Genomic DNA, 16057 nt, shown 5'->3' with positions numbered 1-16057 from the left:
TACCAAGTGAACCATAGGAAGGAAGACGGGGATGTATCAGACTTATATTTTCGATCTGTACGGTACGCTAATTGATATTAAGACAGATGAGGAGCATTCTGAGGTGTGGGGACGGCTGGCTCTCCATTTTGGATACCAGGGACTCTCTATATCAGGGGGAGAACTGCAAGAACGGTTTCTACAGGAGCGGGATCTTCAGCTAAGTGAAGCCGCACGGAGCTGTGAGTATCCGGATTTCGTAATGGAGGAAGTGTTTCGGTCTGTGGCCCGTCAACTAGGCGGAGAACCGGATCAAGTATGGTTATATGAAACCGTTAGATGGCTGCGGACATTATCGATGGTCCATATCTCTCTATATGACGGTGTTGCTGAAATTCTACAAACGTTAAGAGAACGTGGCAAAAAAGTATTCCTGCTCTCCAACGGGCAGAAGACTTTCATTGAAGCAGAATTAACTATGCTAGGAATCATCCATCTATTCGATGGCATTGCGATCTCATCGGAAGCAGGGGTGAGTAAGCCTGATCCGCTATTTTACAGCTACTTAGTCGACAAATATGAAGCGGATTTGAGCTCAGCTATTATGATTGGAAATGATCCTCGTACGGATATTGAGGGTGCTCTGAAGGTAGGCATAGATTCCTGCTATATACACACGGCTTCTTCGCCTTCTAATATGGTTGTGAAGAGTACGTATTCTATATGGGATGGCGATTTGCGGCAAATCCCAGGTTGGAAATCATAGTTGTACAAAAAAGTCCCCGTACCCGGCTGCTTACTCACCGGTTACGGGGACTTCGTATATCTGACGTTTAGGATTGCAACGCCGTTTGTTTATGCTTGATTAGATTACACCTTCAGCCAACATAGCATCGGCTACTTTTTTGAACCCAGCGATGTTCGCTCCTGCAACGAGGTTGCCGGACTGTCCATACTGCTCGGATGCATCTACAGATTGTTGATAGATGGAAACCATGATCTCATGCAGCTTCGTATCAACTTCTTCAAAGCTCCAAGACATACGCATGCTGTTTTGTGCCATTTCAAGCGCAGATACAGCTACGCCGCCAGCATTAGCAGCTTTGGCAGGTGCGAATAGCACTCCAGCTTGTTGGAACTGATGAATAGCTTCGAGGGTGGATGGCATGTTGGCACCTTCGCCTACTGCTTTAACACCGTTCTCAATTAGTTTCAATGCCATGGTTTCATCAATCTCATTCTGAGTAGCACTCGGAAGGGCGATATCACAAGGAATAGTCCAAATTTGCGTGGAGTCTTCGGTATACACAGCGTTAGGGTGTTCATTCACATACTCGCTAATCCGTTTTCTTTCCACTTCTTTCAGGCGGCGGACAGTTTCGAGGTTAATGCCGTTTTCGTCATAGATATATCCAGCGGAGTCACTACAAGCTACGACTGTTGCACCTAGCTGAACTGCTTTTTCAATCGCATAGATCGCTACGTTACCAGAACCGGAAACAACAACGCGGCTTCCTTCAAAGGAAAGGCCTTTTGCTTTCAGCATCTCGTTTACGAAATAAACTGTTCCGTAACCAGTAGCCTCTGTCCGAGCCTGACTTCCGCCGTAACCAATACCTTTACCAGTCAATACGCCAGCCGGATATCCTCCGCGGATCCGCTTGTATTGTCCGTACATGTAGCCAATCTCACGACCACCTACACCGATATCTCCTGCAGGAACATCTTGGTCAGGACCGATGTAATTTTGCAATTCAGTCATGAAGCTTTGTGCAAAACGCATGATTTCGCCTTCGGATTTCCCTTTAGGATCAAAGTCGGATCCACCTTTACCTCCGCCGATGTGTTGGCCGGTAAGAGCGTTTTTGAAGATTTGCTCGAAGCCGAGGAATTTGATGATACTAGCATTAACGGATGGGTGAAAACGAAGTCCGCCTTTGTAAGGCCCGATTGCACTACTGAACTGTACACGATACCCACGGTTCACTCTTACTTTGCCTTGATCATCCGTCCAAGGTACGCGGAACATAATCAAACGTTCTGGTTCGACCAATCTTTCCAGAATGGCATTTTCCTGATACTTAGGTTCAGCAGCGAGGATCGGAAGCAAAGATTCGAGGATTTCCTTTACAGCCTGATGGAATTCGGGCTCAAAAGGATTGCGTGCAACTACCTGTGCGTACACGTCTTCGATATAACGATGTGCCTTGTTGCTGTTTGTGTCTAATTGCTGGGTAGATACTGAGCTCATGAATTCAACCGCCTTTTCTAGTATTCAATTTGGTCCAACACTTTTTTTATATTTTGGCACAAGTCAATGTTCCTCACAACTGTTTTTATTAAATAACTTACTTGAAGTGGAACGTTTTTTAGACTATGGTGTTATGAAATATGTTAAAAAAGCTTGCTGTACTTCGTGTAATGACGCGTTAAAGCGCGAAATATGCTAAAATGATGTGTAATAATTGTAGGGAGATGAAATTTAAAAAATGAGTGACAAATTAAACGAGCAGGAATTAGTAACCGTATTATCTGCCAAAACTAAAGTAGATCCTAAATTAATACGTTTAGTATTAAAGCATGAACAGACCTTTATCAATAACGCGAAGGCCAATGCCAAAGGTGAGGTAGACATCGACAATGATGATCTGGTTGACTATGTTGTTTCCCAGCGCGATGTGAAGCTGGATGAAATCACAGTTGAGACGATTCTTGATGCGGAGATGGATTACTTAATGGATAAAGGTTTGGCAGGATATATCGATTAAAGCTTTGCATATGTCCGGCTTTAAAGCCTTTTGTTCAAGAGGATATAGAGCCGGAATGAAAAAAATAGGCATTTGCATTGCGTTTAGTGATTTAGTGTGGTACAATGAAATTAATCATAAATTTAACCCTTAATTCACATATTGTAAAAGGTTATCATTTGTGCGTATGAGTCCTTTTCCAATGTGTGAATTTTTATTTGTTCGTACACTACGTAGGAATAAAAGGACATGTGTTAAATAAAATATTGGAGGTAATATCATGCAAACAGGTACAGTTAAATGGTTTAATGCAGACAAAGGATTTGGTTTTATCGAGGTTGAAGGTGGAAGCGACGTATTCGTACACTTCTCCGCAATCACAGGCGACGGATTTAAATCTTTGGACGAAGGCCAACGCGTTGAGTTCAACGTAACTCAAGGCGCTCGTGGACCACAAGCCGAAAACGTTGTAAAACTGTAATTCGAAAATTAGGCTGCCCTTAACACAAGTTGAGGGCAGCTTTTTTATTTTTTGAACATATGAATCTGCCCCTAATAGGGTGGCGAAATCGTCTCGATTCGATCCAAGGAGGGGTATTTATGTATTTTCGTAAAAAAGCACTGGAGGATCTTCCACAGGAAGACACAGCCATTTGGTCTTGTACCAAGGAAGGTTGCACCGGGTGGATGCGCGATAATTTTGCATTTCAGTATGTACCTACCTGCTGGCAATGTAACTCTCCCATGACTAGAAGTATGAAGATACTGCCAATGCTTGTGAACACGAATTCAGATATGAAGGCTATGAAGAAAGGCATCACGATTAAGTAACAGCCTTTACTAAAACCATGCTAGAGATGGTTAAATAGAAGCAGCTAACATACTCAAACAGCTGGACCCTTGATGGTGGGCAGCTGTTTTTTTGTTGGAGTATTTTATTTCTGATCGAGCAATTTCTCCCACTCTGTTAAGGTGATATTCTCTGAGATATGCTTCAAATGTTCAGGAACCTCTACGTGGCACATGAATTCTAAGCTGTTGCCGTCCGGGTCGTTGAAGTATACAGAGGCATTTCCTTGATAAGCTCGGATAAAAGGCTCAACGGAAGTTCGATTACGGAACGGCACAGCATCTACTCCAATGGATTGCAGCCACTGCAGGGATTGCTTCAAATCCTCATAAGTTACGCGAAAGGCAATATGCCGTAAGGATGGATGGTATGGCGTTTCTACTTCCTTTCCTTCCCAAATGCCAATCCAGCTCCGACCTTCCTCAATCCAGAAAAATGCAGTTTCTTCATCTCGCCAAGCCATTTTTAATCCCAATTTCTCATAAAATTCAATAGATACCTCAAGATTACTCACTGGTAAATGTGCTTCATATAGTCCTTTAATCATGTTCTTGTCTCCTTTTGCAGGCTTAGCCTGTATCTTATTTATAACTACCAGGTTCTTTCGTGCGCGATTTCCCATTCATTCCATGGTACGATTCCTAGCTCAGGTCTGGGCAGATCAGGCAGTACGGCTAGAAACTCTAAGGAATGACCATCTGGATCTTTGAAATACACGGATACGGCTGGCATCCAGCCAAATACATATAACTGCTCCTTCTCATCATCCAGGAAGTTGGAGGTTTCAATCCCCTTGGCCTTCAGATAGGATACCGACTGCTTCAAATCCTCAAGCGTTACTTGAAAAGCAAAGTGCTGACGCACGACCTCGGAAGGTGCCTTCTCCCAAATTCCGAGCATGGCCTGATTACGATCTTCTCCAATCCAGTAAAATCGCCGCTTGCGGCCTTCAGTATTCTCGGAATGGGCTAAGGGTAGTCCCAGAACATGTTCATAGAAATGAGAAGATTGTTCAAGGTTAGTCACGTTCAGATGGGTTTCAAACAGTCCTTTGATCATAGGGCGGCACCTGCCGGGCTATTGATTTTGCGAGCTAAATTTAGGAATGATTCTAAGACTAGACGAATGCGATCTTCAATCTCTTGGCCGCCCTCGTACCCATCGTATCCAACCTCGAAGCGCTTACGCTGCATCCCGCCGATGGAAATCCAATCGGGTGTATTAATCCCATGTAGGTTGCGTACAACCGCCTGTAATTGAAGCAAGGAGCTTACACCTACAGCTCCGCCTGCAGAACTGGCGGACAATACCGCTTTGCCGTTGAAATGGGTCTGGCCTAGATGGTCCAGCGCATTTTTCATCACACCACTCATGGAGCCGTGGTATTCCGGGGTGATTAGGATGATTGCGTTCGCGCTTAGCATCTCTTGATGGAGGGCGCCTAAATGCTCATGCTCTGGGTGGGACTCATCTGGTGAATAAAAGGGGAGCGGGCGTTTGTGGAGATCGAACAGGGTGACTTTTTCACCTTGCTGATTAATAAAGTGTGCGGCATGCTCTGCCAGCTTTGTGCTGGTCGCCTCTTTTCGATTACTGCCTGTCAGGATCATCACTTTCATCTGTATCCACTCCTATAAGGTGATTGCTATACACCAATGATAGCTGAATCGGCATTTATTGAAATCAGCACATGGAATGAACCTGCATAGCAAAGACGCTCAGCCATTGTGCTGAACGTCTAAGACTAAAGTTGTAGATGAGCTGAGTCGCTATGAGCTGTAGCCGTTTTTTAATGCAAAAATAGCAGCCTGAGTCCGATCTGATAAGTTTAGCTTTCCGAGTACATGGCTGACATGTGTTTTAACGGTCTTTTCGGTGATGACCAGCTTGCTGGCAATCTCTTTGTTACTCATGCCGAGTGCAATTAGATCTAATACTTCTTGCTCGCGTGGAGTAAGGAGCTCTAATCCGGTGATAGCAGCTAGTGTTGTATTTGGATCGTTTGGATCTGAAGTACGGACTTCCAATTGCTCTAGTGTAGAAGTTGCCATTAGATTCATCAGCTGACTGGCAGCCTCGGAATGTAGCTCGACTTGCCCGTTATGTACTTTGCGGATAGCGACTACCAGTGCTTCTGGTTCTATATCTTTAAGTAAATAGCCTTTAATCCCTACGCGGACTGCTGGCAGTACATGATCCTGATCCGAAAATGAGGTCAACACAATGACCTTGACCTGCGGATGGGAGATCCGCAGTGCTTGAGCGGTCTCAATGCCGTCCATAATGGGCATATGCAAATCCATTAATATAACATCCGGATTCAATTCGGCGGTTCTTTCTAACGCCTCACGGCCGTTGGAGGCTTCACCTATAACCTTGATATCAGGTTGTGTGGAGAGAAACACCTGCAGCCCACGGCGTACCATTGCATGGTCGTCTACTAATAATAAGTTTATCGTCATTTATTGATCACCCGACTTCATGTTAATTTGATGGTAAAGGGATGGTTACCTCAACCGTTGTACCTTGATGCTCCTCACTGTGAATAGAAAAATGGCCATCAAGCGCCTCGGCTCTTTCCTTCATAATATGCAGCCCGATAGATTCATTGGTGTCTGTGCTACAGCGCCGTTTGGCGCCGCCCTTACCCTGATCGATGATACTCAGTATCACCTCGGTAGCGTTCAAATGCAGAGATACTTCAGCTTTAGAAGCTCCGGAGTGCTTGCGCACATTATTGAGTGCTTCTTGACCAATGCGTAGTAGACCCTCTTCAATATTGCGAGGGAGCTCGAGAACGCCGCTTCGCCCAGTCTGTATCAGCAGCCCTAGTTGCTGACCGTGGGCCTGAAGCGCGGTCAACAACCCGGCTTCCAGCCCTGCAGGACGAAGCTGCATGATTAAAGCGCGCATTTCTTTGAGTGCAGATTGCGAGAGCTCTTGTATATCACGGACAGCCTCAGTAGCCGGATGGGAGGTGTGCTCTTGCTTCAGCATACTTTCCACACCTTTGGCTGTCATTGAGAGGGAGAACAGGATCTGATTCACCGAGTCATGCAGGTCACGGGCCAGTCGATTCCGCTCATCTAGACGAGCGATTTCTCGGCGCTTCTCTCCGAGCTGTACGCTTTCCAGTGTAGCTGAAATATGCTCAGCGATCGCTTCGAGTACTTCTCCATCTGCGGTCGCCGAGGCGAGTGCTTTAGGCGAGGCGATGAGTAGAATGGCTGAGCTTTGCACGATAATCTGCCGAAAGGGGACGGCAAGCATTACAACTCGCTCTCTATCAGGCTGTTCAGAACAGCAAGATTTCGTAATTTCCTGTTCCTCGTCAGAGGTTAATGTTGCAAAGCGGTGTCCTTGCGAGATATCTACTAGACGATTCTTAAAGGAATCTGAGAGCTCAAAAGGGGCTATTTCAGGTGTTATATTAGCTGCATAAGCGGCTGCGTGTACTTCGAATTTCTCCTCTCGTTGTCCGATAATCGCTGCAAAAGGCCAATCGAAATATTGGACAATCAGGGCGGTAGTTTTCTCTACCAGAATGCTTGGAGAGATGCATTCACTAGCCGTGAGATTTAAAGCTGCGCTGAATTCGCCTAATTTGGCGTACAGATTGGCCCGGCGCTGCTCAGTGCTGTATAGCTGCATGCGTTCAATGGCACTGCCAATTTGCAAGGCCACCGATTGCAGTAGAGCAAGCTCGCTGTCGGCGTAATGCGCTTTGCCCGGTGCTGCTACATTCATAAGCCCTAAGTAGCGATCGCCTGAATGGAGCGGGATGGTGGCGTGGTGGGTGATTCCCAAAGTATCCCCCCAGTTATACTGCCTGGCATTACTCAGCCGCTTGCAGTTTAGAATGTTGACTGCTTGTTCTAACCGTCCGTCCCATAGGCGCTCTAAGCACCAGCAGGTTCCACACTGCATCGGCTGTTTATTATCCCGTTGCAGCGCTGGCGGCAAACCTCGATCTACGGCGCATTCATACTCCATGTTCTCTTCGCTCAGGAAGATCCAGCCTGCTGTATTTCCCGTTAGGTCTAACAGCTTGCCCATAACTGTATCGAGCATCGGTTTGAGCTCATTGGAACTATTTAAGGTCTCCGCAATTGTCTTGAGCGTCAGTAATTCGTGGATTCCGGCTTCTTCCGGCATGAGGTTCTCCCCTTTAGGTTTATTAAAAGATAAAAAATTATAAGATTCACACCATACTTTATTCTTTTATTTCTCGTTTAAACGCTTGCCGTCCTTATTAGGACGCCGAAGGTGTTTATGTTGATAAGGTTCTATCTATTGTAACTTAGAATACTCCATTCATTCTAAAATTTTATGTAATTATGATGCCATAAAAAAGCAGCCCCTTAAGGTCTGGTATGACCTTAAAGAACCGCTAAGGGTATGCGTTAATTTACAGCTGCAGGGGTAGTGGAAGGTGTGCTGTGTTCTGCATCATCGTGCTGAATAAGTCCGTGTTTCTCCCAAGCCCGACTCTTCCAACGGAAATACATAATGACAGCTCTTAGCCACTCATCGGCCGCAGTGGCAATCCACACACCGGCTAACCCTAGATTAAGCTGGAACACCAGAAAATAGCCAAGGGGCAAGCTCATGCAGACCATGGAGATCAGTCCCATATATACAGGGAACTTCGCATCGCCAGAGGCCCGTAGTGAGTTGATAATGACCAAATTAGTTGTACGTCCAGTTTCTAGGAAGAAGCTAAGCAGTATAACCTGAGCCCCCATCGTGATAATGTTCTCATTTTCAGTGAAGAGGCCAAATAGCGGTACTCGGAAAATAATCACCAGAGCGTCTATTATTACTGTAACCAGCAACGCCCACTTCACACTGGAGAACACACGCTTATAGGCCTCATCGGGACGCCTAGCTCCCACCAGATGCCCTACGACAATGGAGGTTCCCATAGAAACAGCTACGCTGAATAAATAAATATAGTTGGAAATATTGAGCGCGTATTGGCGAGTAGCCATAGCTTCAGCACCCAAATAGGTAATATACAGTGTGAATACAAGCTGACAAGACTGATAGGTAATCGATTCAAAAGCGGACGGGATGCCGATTTGGAGAATTTGCAGCACGTATTTTTTGGAAAGATGAATGTAGTAGGTGAACTTCACTCGTATCTCCATCACTCTGTAGAGTAGCAGGAAGAAGACGATTAGACAGATAAAGCGACTGGCCACCGTTGAGATAGCCGCTCCTTCGACACCTAACGCTGGAAGACCAAAATGACCATAGATGAGCAGGTAGTTACCCACCACATGGATGATATTCATCAGCAAGGATACGACCATCGTTTGTTTAGTGAAGCCGTGTGTACGGATTGTGGTCGCCAGAGCATTGATTAATGCTTGAAGAAAAATTCCGCCCCCGACGATATGTATATACGATTTGGCATAAACGAGAATATCCCCTTTAACATTTAAGGCAGTTAGTAGCGTCCCTCCGAATATCAGCAAAAACGTACTTAAGAGAATTCCTACTAACAGGTTGAGGGTAATGGCATTTCCGGTAACTTGAGCCGCTTCTAGAGGTTTTTTGGAACCGAGGTATTGGGAGACCACGATTGCCGCGCCGTTGCCAATTACACTTAGAACTAAAATGGCAATCGCAATGATCTGATTCGCTGCACCGACACCCGATACAGCATCGTCCGACACAGAGCTAATCATAAAAGTATCCACACTGCCCATGAGCATAAAAAGGAACAGTTCCAGGAATATCGGCCAAGTCAGTTTTACGAGGTTAAATTCTTGGTGGTTATTTTGCTTCATTGTACACCTTCTTACATCATGATAAATTTCCTGATATTCCATAAACAAACTGTAATATTAGCATAGCTTTCATGAAAATGCAGTACTTTTACAAAAATATGACAAAGCGTTTCTTAATTGCTACAAAGATAAAGCCTGTAGCAGCGCATTAGTATCCTCCAGGTAACTACATCACAATAAAGTGCCTACTTCCCTTAAGGGATGTAAGGATCTAGAATTTGTACATGACTTACTAAAATATATTAACAAGGAGTGCAAATAAATATGAAATTACAATTAGCGCTGGATCTAGTGGACATTACGGGAGCGAAAGAGATTGTATCAGAGGTTGCCGAATATATAGATATCGTTGAAATTGGAACACCTATCGTTATAAATGAAGGCTTGCACGCAGTGAAAGCTATTAAGGAAGCTTTTCCTTCTTTGACCGTGTTGGCTGATCTAAAAATCATGGATGCAGGTGGATATGAAGTTATGAAGGCTGTTGAAGCAGGCGCGGATATTGTTACGGTACTTGGTGTCTCTGATGATGCTACCATTAGAGGTGCAGTGGAGGAAGCTAAGAAAACCAATAAAGAGATTCTGGTTGACCTGATCAATGTGAAGGATATCAAGACAAGAGCTGCTGAAGTAGACGCGCTTGGCGTAGACTATGTCTGCGTACACTCTGGGTATGACCATCAAGCGGAAGGTAAAAATTCTTTTGCGGATTTGAATGCAATTAAGAGTGTGGTTAAACAGGCTAAAACCGCTATCGCCGGAGGGATCAAACTTAGCACGCTTCCAGAGGTCATCGCCGCGAATCCTGATCTTGTTATCGTTGGCGGAGGCATCACAGGTGAAGCTGATCAAAAAGCCGCTGCAGCAGAAATGAAGCGTTTAGTAAGCCAGGCTTAAGATTGCAATGGACACAATGAAATATGCGCAGCGAATTATAGAGGAGCTTCAGCGCTCCGTTTCTCAGCTTGATCATCAAGAGGCTGAACGAATGGCTGAGCTTCTTCTTCAGTCGAATAAGGTATTTGTGGCCGGGGCTGGTAGATCAGGATTGATGGGACGAGCTTTTGCAATGCGACTCATGCATGTCGGTAAAGAAGTGTACGTCGTAGGAGAAACGGTAACCCCGGGTATTGAGCCTGGTGATGTGCTTGTGCTCGGTTCCGGTTCAGGAGAGACGAAGGGGCTGATCTCTATGGCTGAGAAGGCCAAAGGAGTGGGTGCAGAGGTTATTGCTGTTACAATTGCGCCTGATTCAACCGTCGGACGTTTAGCGAGCTATGTAGTGAAGCTGCCAGGATCTCCAAAAGATCAGGCTAGTGGAAGCTACAGCACAATTCAGCCAATGGCTTCTTTATTTGAACAGACGATGTTAGTCTTTTACGATGCGGTGATTCTGCGGATGATGGAGAAGACGGGGCAGACGACTAAGCAGATGTTTGGCAAGCATGCTAATTTAGAGTGAGCTTACAGAAACGAATGCCTTCCTATAAGGAGGATATTCGTTTTTGTGTTAGTATGATAACAGAAGAGAGGAGGCGCTTTAGGTATGGCAACCGAGATTAAGGATCGCATCAACTTGAAGGAAATTAATTGCGAGAAGGAATTAACGCTTGCGGTAATTGGAGGCAAATGGAAGCTGATTATCCTGTGGCATCTAGGGCTTGAAGGGACCAAACGGTTCAGTGAGCTGAAGAAGCTAATTCCTCATATTACGCAAAAAATGTTAACCAATCAACTTCGCGAGCTTGAAGAAGATCAGTTGGTTCTTCGGAAAGTGTATGCCGAGGTTCCGCCAAAAGTAGAGTATTCCCTGACTTCATATGGTCAGAGTCTGCTTCCCGTCCTTCGACTGATGTATGATTGGGGCAAAAATTACGGAGAAAATGTGATCTGGAAAGACACACCGCCAGACGAAAGATGCTAATCAAATAGTCTCTGATCATTAAAAATCCCTGAGAGGTCTGAATAGACCTTCTACAGGGATTTTATTGTGTCAATTATGGAGTAACTCGGATAACCAATTAAGCTTTTTGTTCGAATAGTTTGGTGATCTCTACGATGACGTTTACCGCTTTTACCATGTTGTCAGCAGAGGCGTATTCGAATTTACCATGGAAATTCTCGCCCCCGGTGAAAATATTAGGTGTAGGCAAGCCCATGTAGGAAAGCTGTGAGCCGTCTGTCCCCCCGCGAATCGGACGGATGACCGGTGTGATGTCCAGATTCTCCATCGCCTCATGGGCAATATCGACGATATGACGCACGGGTTCGATTTTTTCACGCATGTTGTAATATTGGTCTTTCATTTCGAGTACGATGTTCTCTTCACCGTGAATGCTCTTGAATTCATCTACGATGGCCGAGAGATAGGCTTTACGTGCCTCGAATTTCTCGCGGTCGAAGTCACGGATAATATATTGGAGCTTGCTGAACTCGGGGGTACCTTCAATGGAGCTAAGATGGTAAAAGCCTTCATAACCGTCCGTGAATTCTGGGGCTTCCTCAGAAGGGAGTCTGAGGTGTAGAGCCATGGCGATTTTTGCGGAATGAATCATTTTTCCCTTCGCGGTACCAGGATGTACGTTGACGCCGTATACAGAGATTTTCGCAGATGCGGCATTAAAGCTTTCATACTCTAGTTCACCGAGAGGGCCTCCGTCCACAGTGTAAGCATAAGAAGCATTAAAAGCAGCAACGTCAAATTTATGAGGGCCGCGGCCGATTTCTTCGTCCGGTGTGAAGGCGACTCTAATCTTGCCATGCTTGATTTCAGGGTGCTGAAGGAGGTAATTCATCGCTGTCATAATCTCAGCAATACCAGCCTTGTTGTCTGCGCCAAGCAGAGTGGTACCATCGGTTGTTATTAATGTGTGGCCTTTATATTCTGCCAGTTCTGGGAAGCTCACTGTGGACAATACAACATTCAACTCTTTGTTCAAAAGAATATCTTGGCCATCGTAGTTCTCGATAATCTGTGGCTTCACATTCGTTCCAGTAAAATCAGTCGCCGTATCCAAATGGGCTAAAAAACCAATGGTCGGAACATCCTTGTCCGTATTCGCAGGGAGTGTCGCCATAACATAGCCATGCTCGTCCACCTGGACGTCCTCCATACCGATTTCCTTGAGCTCTTCAACCAGCTTGTGAGCAAGCACCATCTGCCCCGGTGTGGATGGACAAGTCTCATTATCCTCATTTGATTGGGTATCCATTTGAGCATACGAAATAAACCGTTCTATAACCTCTTTTTTCACTATGGGTCATCTCCTCATTACTGTTGTATCTATATAGTATCACTTTCCATATCCGGTCTCATCCCTGAGAAAGAAGATTAAGAGTTGAGATTAGCATTATTGAGGCAATGTCTCTTGCTTCACTAGCTTCGCTGAAAGTAAATACCGGTCGGGTGCTGATCCAACGTATGAAAAAGGATAACAGGTGATCAAAGTAAGAATGGCCTTATCGCTTGATTTTATAGCTCCGCGTTCATTCCCGTCTACAATCTTACTGCCTGTCACCTCATAGATGAACGTACCGTCTGTGCTTTCCAGTTCGATCAGATCCCCTGCGACGAGTTCTCCTAGATTGCGGAATACGGTATCGCGGTGTCCAGCAAGCACACTATTGCCGGCGGCACCGATAGCTGCGCTACCGATATAGTGTCCGGCCCCTTTTTTTAACTCAGGGCTATCCGTACCCTCCAGAACAGCCACCTTCTTATTTAAGGTAGGGAAGCGGATCTCCCCAATCACCTCTCCCTCTGTATAGGACGGAGGAGAAATGGGTTGTTCTTTTGGAGAACTGACCATTCCTTTAGGAAGAGGGTTCTCTTCGTTTGGAAGGGGGCGGGCGATAACTTCCTCCCTCTTTTTTGCCCAATCATTTAGGGCCTGTTTGGCCTCAATCGGTGCTTTGACGACTTGAACGATCGAATAAATCAGCACAACTAAAGAGAGTATAAAGATTAGCTTCACGGCTAGTAAGACACCATTACGCTTCTTCATACTCTCTCCTCCAGACTTATGTTACTAAATGTTATTATTTCTTCGATTTCAATCTGCGCATAACAATCACACTGAGCACTGCGATAGCTAAGCTGGCAAGAATTAAGTTATACCAAGGCTCCGCGGTATTTGGGAGCTTGTCACCTGCCTCTGGTGCGCCCAAAGGAATGTCGCCGTCAGGTAAGGCTATTTCATCACTTGGCTGAGGCGTTACATTGGTAGTTTGATTACCAGCACTTGGTGACGATGTTGGATTATTACTGATTCCGCCCATTGGGATCGGTTCTTCAGTAACGCTAATTTCATCTGCAGGCGGTGTAGGTGTAGGCGATGGTGTTGGTGTAACTGTTGTTGGTGGCACTGATTGACCTGGTGTTACGACAGCTGTAGGTGAAGCTGTATTCGTTGGTGAATCTGTAGGTGTCGTAGTTGGTGAAGTTGTAGTTGTTGGTGAATCTGTAGGTGTTGTGGTTGGTGCAACTGTTGGTGTCGGTGAAGCTTCTGGTGTAGCTGTTGGTGTTGTGGTTGCTGTAGGTGTTTCAGCAGGTGTTGTAGTCGGTTCAGTTGTAGCTGTCGCCGTTGCGGTTGCTGTAGGTGATGGATCAGGTGTAGGTGTAACTGTTGCTGTCGGCGTTGGTGTTGAAGTAGGCTCCGCAGATGGGCCTGGTTCTCCGGAAGCGGAGAATTCAAAAGCTACGGTCGTGGCCTTCCCTTGATATTCGTTGCCGGCTTCCCAAGGGAAAGTTACAGCCATTTGAATTACACTCTTTTCCCCTCCAGCAAGTGAACCGATGGTCACTCTGCCAGCAGCTTCACTCATCACTCCCGAATAGATGATTACTCCCTCTTTTTCGAGAGTCATTTGGAGAATATTGTACAACTCTACGTCCCCAGAGATGAATTTAAAGTCCACAAAATAATCAAAGCCTTCTGTGCCGTCGTTAATTATCGTGTACTCTGAGCTCATTTCGTCACCGGGCTTCATATTGTTCATGGTTGCTGTGCTCGTAGTGTGAGAATTCACAGTAAGTTTAATGGTATCCTGAGCGCTTACCCCTCCAGCCTGCCATATTACTCCTACCAGAATAATCAGAACGTAAGCAGCTATGAAGACCGAGTGGTATTTTTTCTTCATTTTCGTTGCTCCTTTCTCCTGAGCCCACTGTAGCTGTTGAAAAACAAAATCTGCGGGCTTCCGGCAAAATCCTTCGTTTTAAACGATTATTCCATCCTACAATGTCGAAACAAGTAGTTTCGAAAGGTACCACTCTTGCAATTGCATACGGAATCTTTCCGAAAGAACGAAGGAAGAGGGGGATAGCTAAAACATAATTCGTTCGTTATAGCGAATACATAAAGTATAATCAAAATGATATCTAAAGAAAAACGATGTATTACAACCAATTAGGTCATATTTGGTTAAATAACAAGTATATTATCTATTTATCTGTTGATTTCTCTCTATATCTCTTTATTTTTATGTTTGTTCATATCTTAATAGTGTTTTATTAAGAACGGCTTTGGAAATAAAACAAAAAAAGGCAGGACGTTAATCTGAAACGGAAGAATTCCCGATAGTCAGATAAAATGTCCTGCCTTGTTAAATTTGCAATCTTACAGTTCTTTCATAGCCTCAGCTACAATTTCATAAGAACGAAGACGAGCCTCATGATCATAAATTCCTGCAGAGATAATCAGTTCATCTGCTTGGGTCTCTTTCAGAATGGCTTGAAGTCTTTCTTTAATCGCCGCTTTATCGCCAGAGAAAGAATAACGCTGCTTATCGAGCATGATTGCCTTTTCTTGTATCGACCATAACCCATCCATACTTTCAACGGGAGGTTGTAGCTTTCCGGTACGCCCACGGATGATATTGAGGAACTGCTGCTGCTGCGAGGTAGCCAGCTTTCTTGCCTCATCTACGGTGTCGGCCGCTGTAACCCCTAGTCCGATCATAACATAAGGCTTGTCTAATGCTTCTGATGGACGGAAATTACTGTGGTATATGTGCAGGGCCTGAAGTAAATACTCAGGTGCAAAATGGCTGGCAAAGGCAAAAGGCAAACCTAGCTTGGCTGCTAGCTCAGCACTAAAGCCACTGGAGCCTAAGAGCCAGATGGGAACATTTAGGCCTTCTCCAGGAACCGCGCGCACGCCAGCTGGACGGGATCCTGCGCCTGCAGGGTCGAAGTAAGCTCTTAACTCATTTAGCTGCTCAGGGAATTCACTGCCATCGCTTCCGAGGCCACGACGCAGCGCACGGGAAGCTGGTTGATCAGATCCGGGTGCTCTGCCCAGTCCAAGATCGATCCGTCCCGGATATAGAGATTCGAGTGTGCCGAATTGTTCGGCAATGACTAGAGGCGCATGGTTGGATAACATAATACCACCAGAGCCAACACGTATGCTTTGAGTGCCGCCCGCGATATGTCCGATCAAGAGTGAGGTAGCAGAGCTGGCCACTCCGATCATATTATGATGCTCAGCAAACCAATACCGATGATAGCCCCACTTCTCAGCATGTCGGGCTAAATCTAGAGAGTTATGAAAAGAGTCTGCTGCTGTCCCTCCTTCCACAATAGAAGCTAAGTCCAGCACGGAGAATCGAATGTCCCGAGGTTGTTTCAATGTTATCCCTCCTATAATAAATGCTCTATGCTCCTAGAGCAGTATTTGCAGCTA

The 16057-nt window shown here is 45.4% G+C and carries 18 protein-coding genes; 7 read left to right on the top strand and 11 right to left on the bottom strand.

The genetic code is table 11. The annotated features are described in order from the left end of the window. Positions 1–31 precede the first annotated feature (31 nt). Positions 32–745, top strand: a complete 714-nt coding sequence (locus ACDZ28_RS06860) for an HAD family hydrolase (RefSeq protein WP_042131523.1) — start codon at positions 32–34, stop codon at positions 743–745. Positions 746–844: 99 nt separating this feature from the next. Here ACDZ28_RS06860 and gdhA read toward each other — a convergent pair whose 3' ends face one another. Next, entirely contained in the window at positions 845–2230 is a 1386-nt protein-coding gene (gene gdhA, locus ACDZ28_RS06855; protein WP_042131522.1) for an NADP-specific glutamate dehydrogenase, read from the bottom strand. Between the two features lie 238 nt (positions 2231–2468). Here gdhA and ACDZ28_RS06850 point away from each other — a divergent pair, with 238 nt between their 5' ends. From ACDZ28_RS06850 to ACDZ28_RS06840, 3 genes are all read left to right on the top strand, one after another. Further along, entirely contained in the window at positions 2469–2747 is a 279-nt protein-coding gene (locus ACDZ28_RS06850) for a hypothetical protein (RefSeq protein ID WP_042131521.1), read from the top strand. A gap of 259 nt (positions 2748–3006) precedes the next feature. Then, entirely contained in the window at positions 3007–3207 is a 201-nt protein-coding gene (locus ACDZ28_RS06845) for a cold-shock protein (protein WP_019914790.1), read from the top strand. 119 nt (positions 3208–3326) lie between these two features. After that, on the top strand, positions 3327–3557 hold the full coding sequence (locus ACDZ28_RS06840) for a cold-shock protein (protein WP_042131520.1): 231 nt from the start codon (positions 3327–3329) through the stop codon (positions 3555–3557). A 104-nt stretch (positions 3558–3661) separates the two neighbouring features. Here the strand turns inward: ACDZ28_RS06840 and ACDZ28_RS06835 are convergent, their stop codons facing one another. The 6 genes from ACDZ28_RS06835 to ACDZ28_RS06810 form a co-directional block, all read right to left on the bottom strand. Further along, entirely contained in the window at positions 3662–4123 is a 462-nt protein-coding gene (locus tag ACDZ28_RS06835) for a VOC family protein (protein WP_339288513.1), read from the bottom strand. A gap of 44 nt (positions 4124–4167) precedes the next feature. Next, complete coding sequence (locus ACDZ28_RS06830; protein WP_375104290.1) at positions 4168–4635, bottom strand: VOC family protein; 468 nt, start codon at positions 4633–4635, stop codon at positions 4168–4170. Next, the gene (locus tag ACDZ28_RS06825; RefSeq protein ID WP_375104289.1) at positions 4632–5195 is read right to left on the bottom strand and encodes an NADPH-dependent FMN reductase; all 564 of its coding nucleotides are present in this window, start codon (positions 5193–5195) and stop codon (positions 4632–4634) included. Before ACDZ28_RS06825 ends, ACDZ28_RS06830 begins: the two co-directional genes overlap by 4 nt. Before the next feature lie 150 nt (positions 5196–5345). Further along, positions 5346–6038: a response regulator transcription factor gene (locus ACDZ28_RS06820; RefSeq protein WP_042131514.1), complete on the bottom strand. Its 693-nt coding sequence runs from the start codon at positions 6036–6038 to the stop codon at positions 5346–5348. Positions 6039–6060: 22 nt separating this feature from the next. Then, on the bottom strand, positions 6061–7731 hold the full coding sequence (locus ACDZ28_RS06815) for a GAF domain-containing sensor histidine kinase (protein ID WP_375104288.1): 1671 nt from the start codon (positions 7729–7731) through the stop codon (positions 6061–6063). A 248-nt stretch (positions 7732–7979) separates the two neighbouring features. After that, a complete protein-coding gene (locus ACDZ28_RS06810) occupies positions 7980–9371 on the bottom strand; it encodes an MATE family efflux transporter (RefSeq protein WP_042131510.1) in 1392 nt (463 codons plus the stop codon). A gap of 264 nt (positions 9372–9635) precedes the next feature. On the opposite strand from ACDZ28_RS06810, the gene hxlA reads away from it, so the two are divergent. From hxlA to ACDZ28_RS06795, 3 genes are all read left to right on the top strand, one after another. Beyond that, entirely contained in the window at positions 9636–10268 is a 633-nt protein-coding gene (gene hxlA, locus ACDZ28_RS06805) for a 3-hexulose-6-phosphate synthase (RefSeq protein WP_042131508.1), read from the top strand. A 7-nt stretch (positions 10269–10275) separates the two neighbouring features. After that, entirely contained in the window at positions 10276–10833 is a 558-nt protein-coding gene (hxlB, locus tag ACDZ28_RS06800; RefSeq protein WP_042131507.1) for a 6-phospho-3-hexuloisomerase, read from the top strand. An 84-nt stretch (positions 10834–10917) separates the two neighbouring features. Then, on the top strand, positions 10918–11295 hold the full coding sequence (locus tag ACDZ28_RS06795) for a helix-turn-helix domain-containing protein (protein WP_042131506.1): 378 nt from the start codon (positions 10918–10920) through the stop codon (positions 11293–11295). 97 nt (positions 11296–11392) lie between these two features. Here the strand turns inward: ACDZ28_RS06795 and pepT are convergent, their stop codons facing one another. The 4 genes from pepT to ACDZ28_RS06775 form a co-directional block, all read right to left on the bottom strand. Next, entirely contained in the window at positions 11393–12625 is a 1233-nt protein-coding gene (gene pepT, locus ACDZ28_RS06790; protein ID WP_339288504.1) for a peptidase T, read from the bottom strand. Between the two features lie 96 nt (positions 12626–12721). Beyond that, positions 12722–13375 (bottom strand): sortase, encoded by a 654-nt coding sequence (locus ACDZ28_RS06785; RefSeq protein WP_375104287.1) that lies wholly within the window; start codon positions 13373–13375, stop codon positions 12722–12724. 34 nt (positions 13376–13409) lie between these two features. Beyond that, on the bottom strand, positions 13410–14510 hold the full coding sequence (locus tag ACDZ28_RS06780; RefSeq protein WP_375104286.1) for a hypothetical protein: 1101 nt from the start codon (positions 14508–14510) through the stop codon (positions 13410–13412). A 479-nt stretch (positions 14511–14989) separates the two neighbouring features. Continuing rightward, complete coding sequence (locus tag ACDZ28_RS06775; RefSeq protein WP_375104285.1) at positions 14990–16003, bottom strand: LLM class flavin-dependent oxidoreductase; 1014 nt, start codon at positions 16001–16003, stop codon at positions 14990–14992. Between the last annotated feature and the right edge of the window lie 54 nt (positions 16004–16057).

The sequence above is a fragment of the Paenibacillus sp. RS8 genome, assembly GCF_041956825.1.
Taxonomy (GTDB): Bacteria; Bacillota; Bacilli; order Paenibacillales; family Paenibacillaceae; genus Paenibacillus_AQ.
Note: the sequence above shows the minus strand (reverse complement) of the source record. Positions and strands in the feature narration are given on the sequence as shown.